17 protein-coding genes and 1 other annotated feature are annotated in these 18,242 nt (G+C 35.8%); of the genes, 14 read left to right on the forward strand and 3 right to left on the reverse strand.

The genetic code is table 11. The annotated features are described in order from the left end of the window. Positions 1-84: 84 nt before the first annotated feature. Entirely contained in the window at positions 85-2,679 is a 2,595-nt protein-coding gene (gene clpB, locus MKX78_RS08170) for an ATP-dependent chaperone ClpB (RefSeq protein ID WP_341050449.1), read from the forward strand. An 86-nt stretch (positions 2,680-2,765) separates the two neighbouring features. Here the strand turns inward: clpB and MKX78_RS08175 are convergent, their stop codons facing one another. After that, positions 2,766-2,957, reverse strand: coding sequence for a YjzD family protein (locus tag MKX78_RS08175; RefSeq protein ID WP_191814879.1), 192 nt, complete (start codon positions 2,955-2,957; stop codon positions 2,766-2,768). A 222-nt stretch (positions 2,958-3,179) separates the two neighbouring features. Between MKX78_RS08175 and MKX78_RS08180 the strand changes: the two genes are divergently transcribed. From MKX78_RS08180 to MKX78_RS08195, 4 genes are all read left to right on the forward strand, one after another. Further along, positions 3,180-3,914 (forward strand): hydrolase, encoded by a 735-nt coding sequence (locus MKX78_RS08180; RefSeq protein ID WP_307317891.1) that lies wholly within the window; start codon positions 3,180-3,182, stop codon positions 3,912-3,914. A gap of 146 nt (positions 3,915-4,060) precedes the next feature. Next, positions 4,061-4,822, forward strand: a complete 762-nt coding sequence (locus tag MKX78_RS08185; protein WP_095369817.1) for a hypothetical protein — start codon at positions 4,061-4,063, stop codon at positions 4,820-4,822. Positions 4,823-4,942: 120 nt separating this feature from the next. After that, positions 4,943-5,908 (forward strand): BMP family ABC transporter substrate-binding protein, encoded by a 966-nt coding sequence (locus MKX78_RS08190; RefSeq protein ID WP_095369816.1) that lies wholly within the window; start codon positions 4,943-4,945, stop codon positions 5,906-5,908. A 12-nt stretch (positions 5,909-5,920) separates the two neighbouring features. Further along, complete coding sequence (locus MKX78_RS08195; protein ID WP_307317888.1) at positions 5,921-6,112, forward strand: ComZ family protein; 192 nt, start codon at positions 5,921-5,923, stop codon at positions 6,110-6,112. 28 nt (positions 6,113-6,140) lie between these two features. Here MKX78_RS08195 and MKX78_RS08200 read toward each other — a convergent pair whose 3' ends face one another. Then, a complete protein-coding gene (locus MKX78_RS08200) occupies positions 6,141-6,395 on the reverse strand; it encodes a hypothetical protein (RefSeq protein ID WP_095369814.1) in 255 nt (84 codons plus the stop codon). A gap of 238 nt (positions 6,396-6,633) precedes the next feature. On the opposite strand from MKX78_RS08200, the gene MKX78_RS08205 reads away from it, so the two are divergent. From MKX78_RS08205 to MKX78_RS08245, 9 genes are all read left to right on the forward strand, one after another. Further along, complete coding sequence (locus tag MKX78_RS08205) at positions 6,634-7,566, forward strand: beta-ketoacyl-ACP synthase III (protein ID WP_095369813.1); 933 nt, start codon at positions 6,634-6,636, stop codon at positions 7,564-7,566. A 46-nt stretch (positions 7,567-7,612) separates the two neighbouring features. Next, positions 7,613-8,851 (forward strand): beta-ketoacyl-ACP synthase II, encoded by a 1,239-nt coding sequence (gene fabF, locus MKX78_RS08210; RefSeq protein ID WP_095369812.1) that lies wholly within the window; start codon positions 7,613-7,615, stop codon positions 8,849-8,851. 139 nt (positions 8,852-8,990) lie between these two features. Next, on the forward strand, positions 8,991-9,773 hold the full coding sequence (locus MKX78_RS08215) for a DUF2268 domain-containing protein (RefSeq protein ID WP_191814889.1): 783 nt from the start codon (positions 8,991-8,993) through the stop codon (positions 9,771-9,773). Between the two features lie 258 nt (positions 9,774-10,031). Further along, positions 10,032-11,066: an ABC transporter ATP-binding protein gene (locus MKX78_RS08220; protein WP_191814890.1), complete on the forward strand. Its 1,035-nt coding sequence runs from the start codon at positions 10,032-10,034 to the stop codon at positions 11,064-11,066. Continuing rightward, the gene (locus MKX78_RS08225) at positions 11,056-12,045 is read left to right on the forward strand and encodes an ABC transporter ATP-binding protein (RefSeq protein ID WP_095369809.1); all 990 of its coding nucleotides are present in this window, start codon (positions 11,056-11,058) and stop codon (positions 12,043-12,045) included. Before MKX78_RS08220 ends, MKX78_RS08225 begins: the two co-directional genes overlap by 11 nt. Before the next feature lie 22 nt (positions 12,046-12,067). Then, complete coding sequence (gene opp4A / locus MKX78_RS08230) at positions 12,068-13,792, forward strand: oligopeptide ABC transporter substrate-binding protein (RefSeq protein ID WP_095369808.1); 1,725 nt, start codon at positions 12,068-12,070, stop codon at positions 13,790-13,792. A gap of 40 nt (positions 13,793-13,832) precedes the next feature. Further along, a complete protein-coding gene (opp4B, locus tag MKX78_RS08235) occupies positions 13,833-14,798 on the forward strand; it encodes an oligopeptide ABC transporter permease (protein ID WP_095369807.1) in 966 nt (321 codons plus the stop codon). A gap of 9 nt (positions 14,799-14,807) precedes the next feature. Beyond that, positions 14,808-15,719 (forward strand): oligopeptide ABC transporter permease, encoded by a 912-nt coding sequence (gene opp4C, locus MKX78_RS08240; RefSeq protein WP_095369806.1) that lies wholly within the window; start codon positions 14,808-14,810, stop codon positions 15,717-15,719. A gap of 355 nt (positions 15,720-16,074) precedes the next feature. Next, complete coding sequence (locus tag MKX78_RS08245) at positions 16,075-16,821, forward strand: YjbA family protein (protein WP_095369805.1); 747 nt, start codon at positions 16,075-16,077, stop codon at positions 16,819-16,821. Positions 16,822-16,865: 44 nt separating this feature from the next. Here MKX78_RS08245 and trpS read toward each other — a convergent pair whose 3' ends face one another. Further along, on the reverse strand, positions 16,866-17,858 hold the full coding sequence (trpS, locus tag MKX78_RS08250; RefSeq protein WP_095369804.1) for a tryptophan--tRNA ligase: 993 nt from the start codon (positions 17,856-17,858) through the stop codon (positions 16,866-16,868). Positions 17,859-17,919: 61 nt separating this feature from the next. Then, positions 17,920-18,118, reverse strand: a binding site (T-box leader). Positions 18,119-18,242: the final 124 nt, after the last annotated feature.

An 18,242-nucleotide genomic window follows, 5' to 3' on the forward strand; every position in this document is an offset into this window, starting at 1 on the left:
CAAAATGTGGATGGCTTTACATATGGTAGGAAATAATTTTATAATAAAACAAAGGTCAAAAAAGGTCAGGAGTGTGACTTGCGATTGGATATTAATCAAATGACAACCTCTTTGCAAGAAGGTTTAATGACTGCCAAAAGGATGGCGACAAATAAAGGTCACCAAGAGGTGGATACGGTGCACCTATTCCTTTCCTTCTTGCAGGAGGATCATCTTTTTACAAATATTTTAAGACGAAGTGATTTTACAATTGAAAATGTGAAACAATCATTGCAACATTTATTAGAAAGAAAACCCAGGGTTAGTGGAAGTGGTGCGGATTTAAATTCTTTTTATCTTACTAATGATTTAAGAAAAACCTTGTCAAAAGCAGAAGAATTAAGATTGCAATGGCGGGACAATTATATATCCATTGAACATGTTTTATGGGCAGTGATTGTGGCAAAGACGAATGTTACAGACCTCTTTTTAATGAAAAAGAAGGATATCAAACAAGCAATTGAAGAGATCAGGGGGAATCAAAAGGTGACATCACAAAACCCAGAAGGTACTTATGAAGTACTTCATAAATATGGTAGAGATTTAGTGGAAGAAGTGAAAACAGGGAAATTAGATCCTGTCATTGGCAGAGATCAAGAAATACGTAATGTAATTCGCATACTTTCAAGGAAAACGAAAAATAATCCTGTCCTCATCGGGGAGCCAGGTGTTGGTAAAACAGCAATTGTTGAGGGATTAGCACAGAGAATTGTTAGAAAAGATGTACCAGAGGGACTGAAAGATAAGACGATTTTCTCATTAGATATGAGTGCGTTAATTGCTGGTGCTAAATTTAGAGGTGAATTTGAGGAACGCTTAAAAGCAGTGTTAGCAGAGATTAAAAAGAGTGATGGTCGTATTCTTCTGTTTATAGATGAGATACATACAATCGTTGGAGCTGGTAAAACAGAAGGTGCGATGGACGCTGGTAATATGTTGAAGCCGATGCTTGCCCGAGGTGAGCTACATTGTATTGGCGCAACAACATTGGATGAACATAGAAAGTATATTGAAAAAGATCCGGCATTAGAGAGAAGGTTTCAACAAGTATTAATAAAAGAACCTGATGTAGAAGATTCTATCTCTATTTTAAGAGGTTTAAAAGAGAGATTTGAAATTCATCATGGGGTTAATATTCATGACAGGGCTATTGTTGCAGCAGCTACTTTATCTGATCGTTATATTACAGATCGTTTTTTACCAGATAAAGCGATTGATTTAATTGATGAGGCATGTGCAATGATCCGGACAGAGATTGACTCTATGCCTACGGAGCTGGACGAAGTAACAAGAAAGGTAATGTTGCTTGAAATTGAAGAGGCCGCTCTGCTAAAAGAGTCTGATGAAATCAGTCAAGGTAGGTTAGAGAAACTAAGAGAAGAACTTACTAACTTTAAGGAACAAGCGAAAGAAATGAGAGCGAAATGGTTAACAGAAAAGGCTGCGATACAATCGATACAATCAAAACGAGAGCAGTTAGAAATTTTGAAAAGAGAGCTAGAGGAAGCTGAGAATAAGTATGACCTTAATAAGGCAGCAGAGTTAAGACATGGGAAAATCCCTGCATGTGAAAAAGAGTTACAACAATTAGAAGAAGAGGCGAATAATAAAGAAAATGAGAACCGTTTATTACGTGAAGAGGTAACCGAAGAAGAAATTTCTGATATTGTATCGAGATGGACTGGTATACCTGTCTCTAAATTAGTTGAAAGTGAACGGGAGAAGTTATTGCGATTAGAGTCGATTCTACAAAAAAGGGTCATCGGTCAAAATGATGCCGTCACACTTGTCTCAGATGCGGTCTTACGAGCAAGAGCAGGCATAAAAGACCCGAAACGGCCGATTGGTTCTTTTATTTTCTTAGGTCCTACAGGAGTTGGAAAAACAGAGTTGGCAAAGGCTTTAGCGGAATCTTTATTTGATAGTGAGGAACATATCATTAGAATTGATATGTCAGAGTATATGGAAAAACATGCGGTATCAAGACTAGTTGGTGCACCACCAGGGTATGTTGGGTATGAAGAAGGTGGACAATTAACAGAAGCGGTTCGCAGGAATCCGTATGCCGTCCTATTACTAGACGAAATAGAGAAAGCACATCCTGAAGTGTTCAATATTCTTTTACAAATGTTGGATGACGGAAGGGTTACTGATTCTCAAGGTCGAACAGTTGATTTTAAGAATACCGTCATCATAATGACATCAAATATAGGATCTCATATTTTGCTTGAACGCGATGAAGCGAAAGAGAAGGGTAGTATGATAGAAGAAACTCGGAATAAAGTATTAGAAATGTTACGATCGCATTTCCGGCCAGAGTTTTTAAATAGAGTAGATGAGGTTATTTTATTTCATCCTTTAGGTAAAGAAGAGATGAAAGGAATTGTTGAAAAACTAATCCATGAACTACAACAAAGGTTAACTCATCAACAAATTAACTTAACGATAGATGATAAGGCAAAGGCTTTTATTGCAGAAACGGCTTTTGATCCCATATACGGTGCAAGACCATTGAAGCGTTACATGCAAAGAGAAATTGAAACAGTATTAGCAAAAGAAATGATTGCGGGAAATATCCAAGCGAAATCACATGTAGCTATCTCTAGTGACAGTACAAAACTCATCATAAAACAATCATGAACCAGTAGAAAATAGCATAAACTGGATATATTAACGAAAGTAAAAAAACAAAAGTCATCCATATTGGATGACTTTTGTTGCCATTCTTAATGTAGTCCTTCCTTCTCTTCTGGTGCTGCAGGAATGACAGCAGCAAGAATGTAAAGAAGAATACTTACTACAACCGAAAGGACGGTTGCTGTTTGTAAATCATAACTTACACCATTCATGTTGCTTACTACATAAGTAACCATATTCATAAGTAAGAATGTCCAAATGAACGTCCAAATGTATTGCATTTTTACTCACCTCATACGTATGTCAGTCTATTTAATAGTATCATACAATGGTTGGATTATAAACGTGATTCACTGATTTTTTTTCATAGGATTATGTCTAAAATGTGAATAACAGTTGGAATCAAGCGTTTGAACTAATTCATTAAAAGCTAGGCAAATATCCTATTCAAATTACCTGTACAATCATACATTAGTATGAACAACAGTAAAGGGGTTAATAAAATGGATAGCCGAAACTTTCAACTGCATACAGAATGGAATATGATTCATTACCCAGAAAAGCCAAGTGGTTTCGGTATTCTTATCATTGGGGATGAACGCCATTTTGTTGATGAGAAACAAAGCTTCTGGACACAAAATGAAGGGAAATCATCTCTCATATCAGCCTTAAGAAGAGATGGTTATACTATCTTTTATTCGAATCTATATGGGCGAAATTGGGGAAGTCGTAAAGCCATTGAAATGGCAAAAAGATTGTATGCCCATACGATTAGACATGAAATTATTAATGAAAGAATCCATATTATTGCTGAAGGTATGGGCGCACTTGTCGCTGGTGCATTAATGAATGAAATGAATGAGAATATACGGTCGATTACGTTTATCAATCCCATCTTTTCATTAAAAACACATTTGGAACAAGAAAAAGAACATAAATTTTTCTATAAAAAATTAAAGAAAGAAGTTGAGGCTGCACTTGTGAGTAATATTAAAGAGATAGATGAATCCATCGCAATAAATGAAGAACAATTCCTTCAAGTAGACCTCCCAGTAAAAATCATTCATATCCTCTCAAGTAGTCGTGCATATAAACAATCTCATCATTTAAAAGACTTATCAGTGAAATGGTCAGAAAACAATCAACAAGTCTCAATCAATTATTTATTACCAGAGAAAAGGCATAGTTTAAGCTACCATATTATTCGATTTCTCAACGAAAATGAGACGATATTATAAGTCTGAGGAAAAAATCCCTCAGACAATTTTTTTGTTATGTAAAACTTGCTAGTTTGTTATAAGTCATATTTGAGTGAGAGATTTCGATGATATATAAAGATAATTCCGCATAGTATACAATAAAACAGACGACTGGAGGCTGGGGTATGAAGCAAGCAGTTGTAATTGATGGTTATAGTTTTGTAGGTTTTGCTACGTGTAAAGGGTTGTTAGAAGAAGGGACAGAGGTTTTACTGCTCAATTCATTGAAGGCAGATGATGCTTTAGAAAAACAATTATCCGTTGGGAGAAATGCGAACTTAACTGAAGTGGATATAGATAGTTTAAACACTTTGCTCGAAGATGAGGCCACTGTTTTTATTGATGGTTACAGTTTATATATTAAAGATATAAATATGGAGAGGTTTTTAGTTCCTATCTTAGATAAAATTTCTTTTGAAAAGCGAAAATGTGTGATTACTTTGCCCATTCAATGGTTGTATACAGGTCATTCAAAAAAATGGGTGCAAAAGACCTTTTCTCATGCTCATATCTATTACTTACCAACAGTATATGGACCGTTTCAACCGGAAGAAATGCTTTTTCAACAAAAGCTAATGCATAATAACCACAATAAAAGTGTCAGTGAAAAGGAATGGCGAGCTGATGCTGTTTATATTGACGAAGCCATCACCTGTTTATTGCATGATTTTTTATCAAACAATAAGAGTGGAGAAAAAATAATTAGCAGTGGAATTGAAAACCATTGGCAGCAATGTGTAGATTATTTACAAATTAATCTTGGAAGTCATACTGTAAAAGAAGATAACAGTTTAAGAGACGAACCTCAAACAATTCATATTAATAACCATCTATCGGTGGAAAAAGCGCTTAGTCAACAGAAAAGACATGTGGATATTCTCCCATAAATATAAAAGTACTTTCATCGGAAAAACCTTTTCAATCACTAGGATAAAAGGTTAGAATGATGTTAGTTGGTCTTTTCGAAAGAAAAAATCAACTAACATAAAGGGGCGAAAGATATAGAAATGAAGAGAGCTTTAATTAAGTGGGGGAGTTTGGTTCTATGCCTTCTTCTATTATCGTCATGTGGACAGGTATTTTCTGGGGGTCAGCTGCAAAAGGCTGGCTTATTAGTGCCGGATACCATTAATGATCAAGTGTGGGGTACGAAAGGGTATAAAGGCCTACTCAAGATACAGTCTACTTATGATATTGATGTGTATTATAAAGAAGGAATGAACTCACAACTCGTTGTCGAAAGAGCGGTAAAGGAATTTTCAAAAAAAGGGGTCAATTTAATTTTTGGACATGGAAATGAATATGCAGAGTACTTTAATCAAATATCAGCACAATATCCAGACATTCAGTTTATAAGCTTTAACGGGGACGCACAAAATGAAAATACGACAAGTTTAAATTTTGAAGGATATGCAATGGGCTTTTTCGGAGGTATGGTGGCTGGTGAGATGACATCTACTAATATTGTTGGTATTATTGCGGCATTTGAATGGCAGCCAGAAGTAAAAGGTTTTATTGATGGTGTGAACTTTCAAAATGATGAAGCAAATGTTAAAATACATTATGTTGAAAATTGGGATGATGCCCATAAGGCTGCGGGGTTAATGGACAAGTTGGTCATAGAAAAAGCAGATGTCGTTTATCCAGCAGGTGATGGATATAATGTCCCTGTCATTGAAAAAGTAAAAGAGCATGGTTTATATGCCATTGGTTATGTTTCTGACCAATCCCATTTAGGAAAATCAGCAGTATTAACAAGTACAATTCAACATGTTGACCATTTGTATGAAATAGTAGCAGAACAATTTCATAATGGAGAACTGCAGTCTGGGAACCTTTCTTTTGACTTTCAAGATGATGTCATTTCATTAGGTGCGTATAGTCCAGAATTATCTCCAACCTTTATTCAACAATTAAATGCAGCAGTAAAAAAATATAAAGAAACAGGTAATTTACCGAAAGAACCATCATAGGAGGATCACAGAATGTCAAATGATAAAACAATGGAATTTATGCAAATCGCGATGAAATATCTACCTGAAGCAAAAGCGGTACTAGAAAAGTCAGGTGTAAATTTATCAATGGAAATGATTCAACCGTTTATGACGATGTTTACACAAGTGATGAATGAAGCTTATGAATTAGGGAAAGCAGATGCACAAAAAGAGCATGAATAAGAAAAAAGCTAGCGGCGTGGGATCGCCGTTAGCTTTTTTTATTCATAAAGACTTCAACGATTGGAGCAGCATGTTTTAAAAGTGGTTTTAATTCCTCTGCAGAATCCATTAATTGAGACATATTGACCATTAATTCCCCTAAATCTAATTGTTCGATTGTATTCAAAATAGAAGGTGATTTTTCCTCCTCCTGCTGATGTTTTCTTCCGAGAATCCAATCTTCACTTTGACGAGCATCTCTATTACCAAACATAAATTGATTAAAAAACGGTTCTTCACTCATATAAGCAATCCTCCTTTTGATCTTCTATTGTATAGGTTATTCCTTATAATATATGGGTGAATAAAAGAAAAGGTTGGACGAAAATAATAATTATGAAGAAAAATATTGAAACTATACCTGCTTATTTGATAAAATTAGTACCAAGTACTAATAATTGATATTAAATTTTATTTCTCGTAAACAAAAAGGTTGAATTTCTTATAACGACAAAGTGGAAAAGAAAAAGGGAGTGGGAAAGATGAATGCTGGAATTGTTGGCTTAGGTAGATACTTGCCCGAAAAAATAGTAACGAATGCTGATTTAGAAAAAATAATGGATACTTCAGATGAATGGATCCGCACGAGAACAGGTATCGAACAAAGGCGGATTGCCGATGACGATACAGATACTTCTGATATGGCATTCGCTGCTGCAAAAAAAGCATTACAGGATGCAGACTTGTCTCCTGAAGATATCGATTTAATTATTGTCTCAACTGTCACACCAGATCAGCCATTTCCAAGTGTTGCTTGTTTATTGCAGGAAAAGTTAGGGGCAAAGAAAGCAGCAGCTATGGATGTAAGTGCAGCTTGTGCTGGTTTTATGTACGGTGTGATTACAGCGAAACAATTTATTGAAACGAAAACGTATCAGAATGTACTAGTGGTAGGCGTTGAAAAGCTGTCTAAAGTAACCGATTGGTCTGATCGTAATACAGCTGTCCTTTTTGGAGATGGTGCGGGTGCTGCTGTCATTGCCCCTGTATCTGAAGGAAGAGGCATTTTATCATTTGAACTAGGAGCAGATGGGAGTGGAGCGAAGCATCTCTATCAAGATAAGTACATTGTGATGAATGGTAGAGAAGTTTATAAGTTTGCTGTTAGACAAATGGGTGAAAGTTGTATTAATGTATTAGAAAAAGCAGGTTTAACAAAAGAGGATGTAGATTTTCTTATCCCTCATCAAGCAAATATTCGTATCATGGAAGCTTCTAGACAACGTTTAGAGTTACCAATTGAAAAAATGTCAAAAACAATTGATAAATATGGTAATACATCAGCATCTTCTATACCAATTGCTATGATTGAGGAGATAGAAGCTGGGAAAATTAAAGATGATGATATTATCGTAATGGTCGGATTTGGTGGCGGATTAACATGGGGAGCCATCGCTTTAAAATGGGGAAAATAAGTATAAATATAATAGGTTTTATTGATATAAAAGGAGTGACATAATAGTGGAAAAAAAACGTGTCGTTGTAACAGGACTTGGAGCAGTAACACCGGTTGGAAATAATGTAGAACAGTCGTGGAGTAATATTAAAGCTGGAAAATCTGGAGTAGGACCGCTAACAAGATTAAATGCTGATGAATATCCTGCTAAAGTAGCTGCGGAAGTGAAGGATTTTGATATTCATGAGTATTTAGAGAAGAAAGATGCAAGAAAGATGGATCGCTTTACTCATTATGCAGTGGCTTCTTCAATCATGGCAGTGAAAGATGCTAATTTGACGATAAATGATGAAAACGCGCATCGTGTTGGCGTTTGGGTAGGATCAGGAATCGGTGGAATGGAAACATTCGAGAATCAATTTGAAACCTTTTTAAACAGAGGCTACCGCCGAGTGAGTCCATTCTTTGTACCAATGATGATACCGGATATGGCTGCAGGGCAAGTATCAATCACATTAGGTGCAAAGGGAGTGAATTCTTGTACAGTAACCGCTTGTGCAACTGGAACGAATTCAATCGGTGATGCTTTTAAAGTCATTCAGCGTGGTGATGCTGATGTCATGGTAACAGGAGGAGCAGAAGCACCAATTACGAGAATGTCTGTTGCAGGATTCTGTGCTAACACAGCGCTATCTACCAATCCAGATCCAGCTACAGCAAGTCGTCCATTTGATAAAGATAGAGATGGATTTGTTATCGGAGAAGGTGCAGGTATTCTCATTCTTGAAGAATTAGAACATGCACTAGCTCGCGGTGCCAATATTTATGCTGAAATTGTTGGGTATGGTTCTACTGGAGATGCCTATCATATTACCGCACCTGCACCAGAGGGGGAAGGCGGTGCGCGTGCAATGAAAATGGCACTTGACGATGCGGGACTCACTCCTGAACAAATCGATTATATTAATGCTCATGGTACGAGCACAGATTATAACGATAAATATGAAACTGTTGCAGTGAAAAGTGTTTTTGGTGAACATGCTTATCATTTAGCCATTAGTTCAACCAAATCTATGACAGGTCACCTTCTAGGTGCTGCCGGAGGCGTTGAGGCGATTTTCTCTATCTTAGCGTTAAGAGATAGTACGTTGCCACCAACGATTAATTACAATACAAAAGATCCAGATTGTGACTTAGATTATGTACCTAATGTATCAAGAGAAAAAACTATTGGAGCTGTTATGAGTAACTCATTAGGCTTTGGTGGTCATAACGCAACAATCGTCTTCAAAAAATATCAATAATAAAATGAAACACGGATAAGTTCTGCTTTGTTACATGGCGGAATTTGTCCGTGTTTTTTATATTTTTATGGTTTTCTTTTGAACCGATTATTTGTCTCTTCCATAAAATAAACAACAACATTTGATGGGAGAGAAACATATGCCGGTAATTAGAACAGATGAATGGTTAAATCAGCATTTTACTGATCCAGAAAAGTTAATTGAACCATTGTTAGATTCATTCCATGAAAACGAGCCACAAAGGTTATACCAATTCTTATCCTCCTTTGGCATGTATTCACCAAATAGAAGGAATAAAGAACAATTCAAACAGTTAAAAGAAAATAGAACATGGGAAAAGGTTGAATTGTTATTAAATAAGTATAGAAAAAACTGGAAAGGGCCAGATGTCCCAATTTACTTATTTCCAATTGCACAAGGCGGATTATTCTTTAGAACATCTTATGTGAAGTCTGGCTTGTCATTCCCTGACAAGATGTTTTTATTTCTCGCTCCATTAGAAGATGAGAAAGAGTTAGAAGCATTATTTGTTCATGAATACCATCATATCTGCAGAATGAAAAGATTAAAAAAAGAAATGGCTGAGTATACACTATTGGATAGCATAGTATTAGAAGGATTAGCAGAATGGGCAGTGGAGAAGAGTTGTGGAAAATCGTATCGTTCAAAGTGGTGCACAGAACATGATAGAGAAAGAATACGATACTATTGGCATAAATATGTAAAAAACAATATAGACATAAAGAGAGACAATGAATTACATGACCAAATTCTATTCGGTGAGGGGAAATATCCAAAAATGCTTGGCTATTCCATTGGCTATGAAATTGTCTCAATGTATGACAATGAAAAGAAAATCAAGCTTAAAGAAAGCATGGTTATTCCTTCGAAGTTATTTTTGCCTCAGTGGGAAAAAGAATAGAGTAGGTGAGAAAACATGTAAAGGAAATAAGGAAATTGTCAAAGTAAGTAAAATAGTATTTTTTCCTTATATTAACATACAAGTAACAGGATGTAAGAACTATTTCATGACCACTCCATACTATTTATAATATTATCAAAAGATAGATTTTTGAAAAAATTCCTTGTATTCGTAATCTATTTGTAATAATATACAGATAATTAATCCTAGTACTAAATATTTTACAATACTGTAAGATATTACGATTGAGGTGTTGAAATGGTAGGAAAAGAAGATAGTCCTAGCTTGGACACAATTTTACAAGTAAAAGAATTAAAAGCAGGTTTTGATATAGACGGAAAGGTCTATCACGCAGTAGATAATGTATCTTTTGACGTAAAGAAAAAACAAATTCTTGGTGTCGTGGGAGAATCAGGCTGTGGAAAGAGTGTCATGTCTATGTCCATTATGCAGTTATTACCGAAGGAAACAGGAAAAGTCACTGGTGGTGAAATTGTTTTTGAAGGTAAGAATATTGAGAATTACTCCATTAATCAAATGAATACCATCCGAGGTAATGATATCTCAATGATTTTCCAAGAACCAATGACGGCACTTAACCCTGTATTCACAATTGGTTTTCAATTACAGGAGATTCTCTTTAATCATCAGAAGATTTCGAAAAAGGATGCGCGAGAAAAAAGCATCCATCTTTTAAGACAAGTAGGCATATCAAGGCCAGAGAATATCGTTGATGAATATCCCCATCAACTTTCAGGGGGAATGAGGCAACGGGTAATGATTGCTATTGCGATTGCCTGCCAACCAAAGTTACTTATAGCTGATGAGCCAACGACTGCATTAGATGTGACAGTACAAGCCCAAATACTAGATTTATTAAGGGAAATTCAATCAATCAATAATATGGCAATAATTCTCATTACCCATGATCTTGGGGTCGTTGCTGAAATGTGTGACGATGTAATTGTTATGTATGCTGGGAAAATTGTTGAAAGAACAAATGTAGATGCACTTTTTCATAACCCTAAACACCCTTATACACAGTTATTATTACAATCGATCCCTAAATTGGATGAAGAAGAGAAAGAATTAGGGTCGATTGACGGCTTAGTACCATCCCTTAAAGATATGCCAGAAGTTGGTTGTAGATTTGCTGATCGTTGTCCAAAAAGAATGCCTGAATGTACTGAAATCACACCTTTATTAGGTTTTGTTGAAAATGGACATGAGGCTGCTTGTCTTTTATATGAGAACAGCTATCAGACTAATGGGAGGAATACATATGTCAAATAACACAGCTGAGAAGCGAGAAGTGTTATTAGAAGTAGAAGATTTAAAAACATATTTCCCGATTAAAGCAGGTTTTTTTCAAAGAACGGTAGGACATGTCAAAGCTGTAGACGGAGTTAGTTTTCAAATACATAATGGCGAAACATTTGGACTTGTTGGAGAATCGGGTTGCGGCAAATCAACGACAGGTCGAACGCTTTTAAAACTTATGAATCCAACAGATGGAAAAATTATTTTTGATGGACAAGATATTTCAAGTTTGAAAGGAAAAACTTTAAGAGCAATTCGCAAAGATTTTCAAATGGTTTTCCAAGATCCATACGCCTCACTTAATCCAATGCAAATGGTTGGGGACATCGTCTCAGAACCGCTCGTTAATTTTAGAGGGAAATCAGTGAAAGAATTAAAAGAAGAAGTCATGGATCTCCTTAATAAGGTCGGACTTCCGTCAGATGCTTATTATAAATATGCTCATGAATTCTCTGGTGGTCAAAGGCAAAGGATTGGTATTGCGCGAGCATTAGCACTACGTCCAAAGCTAATTATTGCGGATGAACCTGTATCAGCACTTGATGTATCTGTACAGTCCCAAGTATTGAATCTCTTAAAGGAACTGCAAAATGAATTTCAATTAACATTTTTATTTATTGCACATGATTTGAGTGTTGTTAAGCATATGAGTGATCGAATTGCTGTGATGTATTTAGGTGGAATTGTTGAAGTAACTGATAAGAATAGTATTTTTGCAGAACCACTTCACCCATACACACAAGCTTTGATTTCGGCCATACCTGAGCCGGATCCGAGAAAGAAGAAACAGAGAATTATCTTAGAAGGTGATGTACCAAGTCCGGCCAATCCTCCAACGGGTTGCCCGTTTCATCCACGCTGTTCACATGCCATGAAAGAGTGCATGGAAGTGAAACCGACTTTAAAGGAGGTGAAGGCTGGTCATAACGTAGCTTGTCATTTATATAACTAAAAAATCATTTAGGGGGAGAACAATGAAAAAGAAATCTTTTTGGTTAATTTCGTTATTACTCGTATTCTCTATGTTTCTAGCAGCTTGTAATAGCGGGAACGAAACGAGTGGGAATGAAAAAGATGGAGATAAAGACGAAGCCAACACTGGTGAACCGGTTGAGGGTGGAAATGTGACAGTAGCAGTGACATCTGCTCCAGAGGGTGTATTAGAGCCAGCATATTATGGCAGTGCGATTGATGCCGAAATCTTGAATTTCATGACTGATGGTATTTATTCAGTAAATGACGAATTAGAATATGAACCAGACCTTGCCACTTGGGAAATTAGTGATGATAAGCTCACTTATACGTTCAAATTTAAAGAGGGCGTAAAATGGCATAATGGTGAGGAACTAACAGCAGAAGACTACCAATTTGCATTGGAAACAATGGCTGATCCTGAGTATACTGGCCCACGTTTTAATTATGTAGAAGGTATTAAAGGAGCTAAAGAAAAAAAGGATGGAAAAGCGGAGACAATTGAAGGAATTGAGTTAGTTGACAAATATACGATTGCAATTACATTTGAATCTGTAAAAATCAATAATCTTGAAAATCTTTGGTCTTATCCAATGCCTAAAAAGCATTATGAGGGAGTGGCTATAGCAGAGCTTGGTGAATCAGAACAAGTTAGACAAACACCAGTAGGTCTAGGAGCATTTAAAGTTAAGTCTGTTAAAGCTGGTGAATATGTAGAGTTAGAGAAGTTTGTAGATTACTATAAAGGTGAACCAAAACTTGATGGAGTAGTAGTCAAAGTGATTGATCCGGCAGTAGCAAATGGTGCCCTGCAGAATGGTGAAGTTGACATTATGGGCGTTGCTCCTGCACAAGTAGAAGAACTTGAAACGATGGAACATATCACAGTTGAAGAAACAAAAGGTGTAGGGTATTCTTATATCGGTTTAAGGTTTGGTCACCGTGATCAAGAAACACGTACAAATGTTGATGATTTTGACAAATTTAAAAGCAAAGAGTTACGCCATGCCTTAATTCATGCTCTTGATCGTCAAGCGATGATTGATGCGTTCTTATCAGGTAAAGGTACAGTATCTAACACAGTTATTCCTTCAACTTTCTGGATTGCAGCAGAGGAGTCAGAATTAAATCAATATGAGTATGATCCAGAAAAAGCGAAAGAGCTACTAGCTGAGGCCGGCTATAAAGACGTTGATGGGGACGGTTTTGTAGAAGATCCTGAAGGAGAACCATTCTCCATTTCATTTGGTCACTATGCTGGGAATGCAACATTTGAAGGTCGTTCTCAAGCAATCATCCAATCATGGAATGATATTGGCGTAAAAACGGAATTAGCGACTGGATCATTAGTCGAATTTAACTTATACAATGATATGAAAGATAAAGATGATGAAGCGTTAGAAGCATTTTTTGGTTCATGGAGTACTGGCTCTGATCCGGATCCATCTGGCCTATGGGCGAATAATGCAGAGTGGAACTATGGACGTTGGGTAAATGAAGATAATCAAAGGTTGCTAGATGAAGGTTTAAGCGAGAAAGCGTTCGACAAAGAATATCGTAAAGAGGTTTATGTTGAATGGCAAAAACTTATCAATGAAGAGCTTCCTGGTATTCCATTATGGGAAAATCTAGATTTATATGGTATTAATAAGCGCCTTCAAGGAGTTCATATTAATGCTGTAGGTTACAACGAAACAAATACACATGAGTGGTATGTAACTGAATAATTAGACAAGCGAACTTTTAAATGATAAGGGGAAATGGAACATGCTGCAATATTCACTTCGAAGAATATTAGGTATGATACCGTTACTATTCCTTACCTCTGTTGTGGTTTTCTCCCTGGCGAAGTTTATGCCAGGGGACCCTTTTGGGGGGGAAATTGATCCATCAAATACGAATCCCGAATATATTGAAGATATGAGAGAAAAGTTGGGCTATAATGACCCTATACATATTCAATACTGGAGATGGATTACTAATTTCGTTCAAGGAGATTTTGGTAACTCAACAGCGCATAAAATGCCTGTATACGATTTAATCATTGACCGAATGCCAAATACGATTTTTCTCGCAATTATTGCACTGATAATTACATATATCTTTGCTTTTGCTATGGGGATGTATGCTGGTAGAAAGCCATACACCTTAGGAGACAATCTTATAGCAGGATACAACTATGTAGGTTTAGCGATTCCATCTTTCGTTGCTGGAATTATAGCGATTTATTTTTTCTCTTTTCAATTAGGTTGGTTTCCTTTTGCCGGTTCAGTAGAGGTAGGGTTACAGCCAGGCACATGGGAATACTATGTGAGTCGAATGCATCATGTGCTATTACCTGCATTGATTCTAGGTTTAATGGGAACAGCATCTTATACGCAATTCTTGAGAAATGATGTTATTGAGAACAGTAGGAAAGATTATGTCCGAACAGCAAGAGCAAAGGGAACCAGTGAATCATCCATTTATAATAAACATATTTTAAGAAACTCAATGATTCCATTAATTACATTTTTAGGGTTTGATATAGCTACATTAATAGGTGGAGCGGTTATTACTGAAACAATTTTTACTTATCCAGGAATCGGTCTATTGTTCCTTGAGTCTGTTAATAGAAGAGATTATGCGGTGTTGATGACAATTACCATGCTGCTTTCATTTTTAACATTAATAGGTAACTTAATTGCGGATTTACTCTACGGTATAGTTGATCCTAGGATTAGGTTAGGATAGGGGGCAATTATGGTGAAAGCTTCTTTAAATACAAATCAAGTAATAGTAAAATCAAACCAAAAACAACTATCTCCATGGAAAATTGCCCGCAATAAATTTCTCAAAAACAAGATAGCAATGACGAGTTTAATTATATTTACTGCGTTTGTCTTGCTCGCTATTTTTGGACCAATATTCACCACACAAGATATCTCTAGAATTAATTTTATGTCAATGAACCTGGAACCTTCAGCAGAGCACTGGTTTGGCACAGATACAAATGGTAGGGATGTATTCACCAGAATGGTTTATGGAGCTAGGACATCGTTGTTAATTGGCTTGTCTTGTATGGTACTAATTATATCTATTGGTACAATTGTCGGAGCTATTGCTGGATATAATGGTGGAAAGATTGATCAAATATTCATGCGTATTACAGATTTTGTTTTGAATTTTCCATTTTTAATATTTGTTATTGTATTAAATACGATATTAGTAGGGAAAGTATCAGGAGTATGGACATTGATCTTGGTCATCAGTTTCCTTAGCTGGGGAGGAGTTGCCAGAATTGTCCGAAGCCGTTTTCTTTCGGAAAAAGAGAATGAGTATGTTTTAGCAGCAAAATCAATTGGTACGAGGCCGATAAAGATTATTATTAAACATATATTACCGAACATAGCCTCAACAATTATTGTCCAGGCTACATTAATGTTAGCAGTAACAATTGTTGCTGAAGCAGGTTTAAGCTTTTTAGGTTCTGGTGTTCCAGCAAATATACCTAGTTGGGGTAATATGTTATTTGAAGCCCGTGATTCTGACGTATTAAGAAATAAAACGTGGATGTGGGTACCGCCCGCTGCAGCTATTACAATCACCATACTAGCAATAAATTTCATCGGAGAAGGCTTAAAAGACGCTCTTAACCCTAAATCTAGAAGGTAAAGGCCTAGCTGGTAAGTCTGAAAAAGAATGCAATTGACCTTTTAAGGTAATTGCATTCTTTTTTTTGGGGAGAAAACGGTTATATGCTTTGTAATGAGTGGGGTTTTAATTATTTACTATTTATTCTAAATTATATTAATATTTATTTTAGTGAATAATAAATGAATATTATAACATTTAATTCCATATTAAATACGCTATATATAGCAAGTATATTTCAATATAAAGTACAAATTGCTTTCTAATCAAAGGTAAAAAAAGAATAATAATGGATTAGATTGTAAAAGAAAGGAATAAAAACAGAGTTGTTTGCCCATACTTATTGACAAATAATCATGCGAGTGGGGGTTAGGAAATGTTATATCTTCATGATGTTTGGGTGAACTGGTTTGAAGGGGAAGAGAATGGTTACAATGTTTGTCAATTTCATGAATGGCGAAAAGATGATGCAGTTGAATTATTGGATCAAGTACCATTACTAAGGATCACACCAGCACTATTTCATTATATTGAAAATGATTTATCTGAATTACCACAACAGCTATTGAATGACGTGTATCAAAAAGCGTATTTAAGAAAAAATCATGAAAGAGTGCAATTGGATTATTGTTTTGTCATTACTGATGGGACAAGCATTATGGCCGTTGATACAATAGGGTATCATATTCCAATTCGAAAGAGTAGATTGATACCAAGACAAGAACAACTTACATATGAAATGATTTCTAATCACGATGAAATGGAATATACTTTTGAACAAAAGCCGAGTCTAAAAAGTTTTCACATTCTTTCTCCAGATCCAGAATTAATGAAAGGCCTGACAAGGAAGGAAAGGCAGCTCAAACAATTAATGTTTATGGCACTAGATCAACTTCATAGTTCAGAAAATGAAGCGGAAATTCGCTATTGGTTTACAGAATGGATGCCTGAAGAGTATAAAAGTATTCAATCAATGGGTTTCCATGATGCATGGATGAATTTATATGAAGACAGTAAGATAGGTTGGTCTAAGAAACATGAAAGATTTTGTGAGAATATCATTAAAGGACAACCTTTTTTTGAAAAGTTATGGGAAATGGAAAATGGTTCAAAGGTAAATTAAATCAAAAAGGGACGCTCAATTTAATTTGAACGTCCCTTTTTTTTTTATTTCCTTTTTCTTCCTAATCCCATAGCGTTTTCCATCTTTTTAACCATTTTACCTGCAACTTTATTGGCATTTTCTGCTCCTGCATCTAATATCTCATCTAATTCTGCTGATTCCATGAGATGATGATATTTATCTTGAATAGGTTTTAAGTGGCTAATAATTACTGTAGCTAAATCCCCTTTAAAATCACCGTACCCTTTTCCTTCATATTTATTCACAATATTTTCAATTGATTCACCTGAGAATATCGAGTAAATCGTTAATAAATTTGAAACGCCAGGTTTATTCTCTTTGTCAAAAGCAACGATGCCATCAGAATCTGTTACAGCGCTTTTAATTTTCTTCTCAATTTGTTTCGGTTCATCCAAAATAGAGATAAATCCTTTTTTATTAGGGTCAGATTTACTCATTTTTTTCGTTGGATCTTGAAGTGACATGATTCGTGCGCCCACTTTTGGAATGCTTACTTCTGGAATCGTAAAGATGTCATTGTATTTTTTGTTGAATCTTTCTGCTAAGTCTCTTGTTAATTCTAAATGCTGTTTCTGATCTTCTCCAACCGGGACAATATCTGTACCATATAATAGGATATCTCCAGCCATTAGTGGTGGGTAGGTTAATAAGCCTGCTGAGACAGCTTCTTTACCAGCAGATTTATCTTTAAACTGCGTCATTCTTTCTAACTCACCGATATAAGAAATACATTGTAACATCCATGCGGCTTGTGCGTGTGCAGGTACTTCGGATTGAACGAATAGAGTTGCCTTATTAGGATCTAAGCCTACCGCAACATAAAGTGCTGCTAGGCTACGGATATTGTTTCTTAGTTGTAAGCGATCCTGTGGAACAGTGATAGCATGTTGATCGACGATACAAAAGTAGCAATCATACTCATTTTGCAGCTCAACAAACTGTCTTAATGCCCCGATATAGTTACCAATTGTTATTGTTCCACTGGGTTGAATACCAGAAAAGAGTGTTTTTTTCATCATAATCCTCCTATTTGCTATGAGAAATGAACATATAAAAAGACCACTCATCCCTAAAAAATCTAGGGACGAATGGTCCGCGGTGCCACCCTAATTATTCACATATGTGAATCTCTTAAAGACAGATAACGTTAGTCTAACGTGAATCGATATATTCATGCTCAAAAAGTCCATTCGATTTAATAGGTTGCTTATTCTCACCTACCATAAGCTCTCTTAAAACCATCTTAAATGTACTACTCTTTTCTCACAGCAATTTGTATTATTTATTTGTAATCATAATATAATATATGTAGAAGTAAATCAAGTGAGCGTTATAACAGCAAAAAAAATTTTTATTTGTTATATACCAATAAAAACTTATGAAAACCCTTACATGACAAT

The organism is Cytobacillus sp. FSL R5-0569 (assembly GCF_038007265.1).
Taxonomy (GTDB): domain Bacteria; phylum Bacillota; class Bacilli; order Bacillales; family Cytobacillaceae; genus Cytobacillus; species Cytobacillus kochii.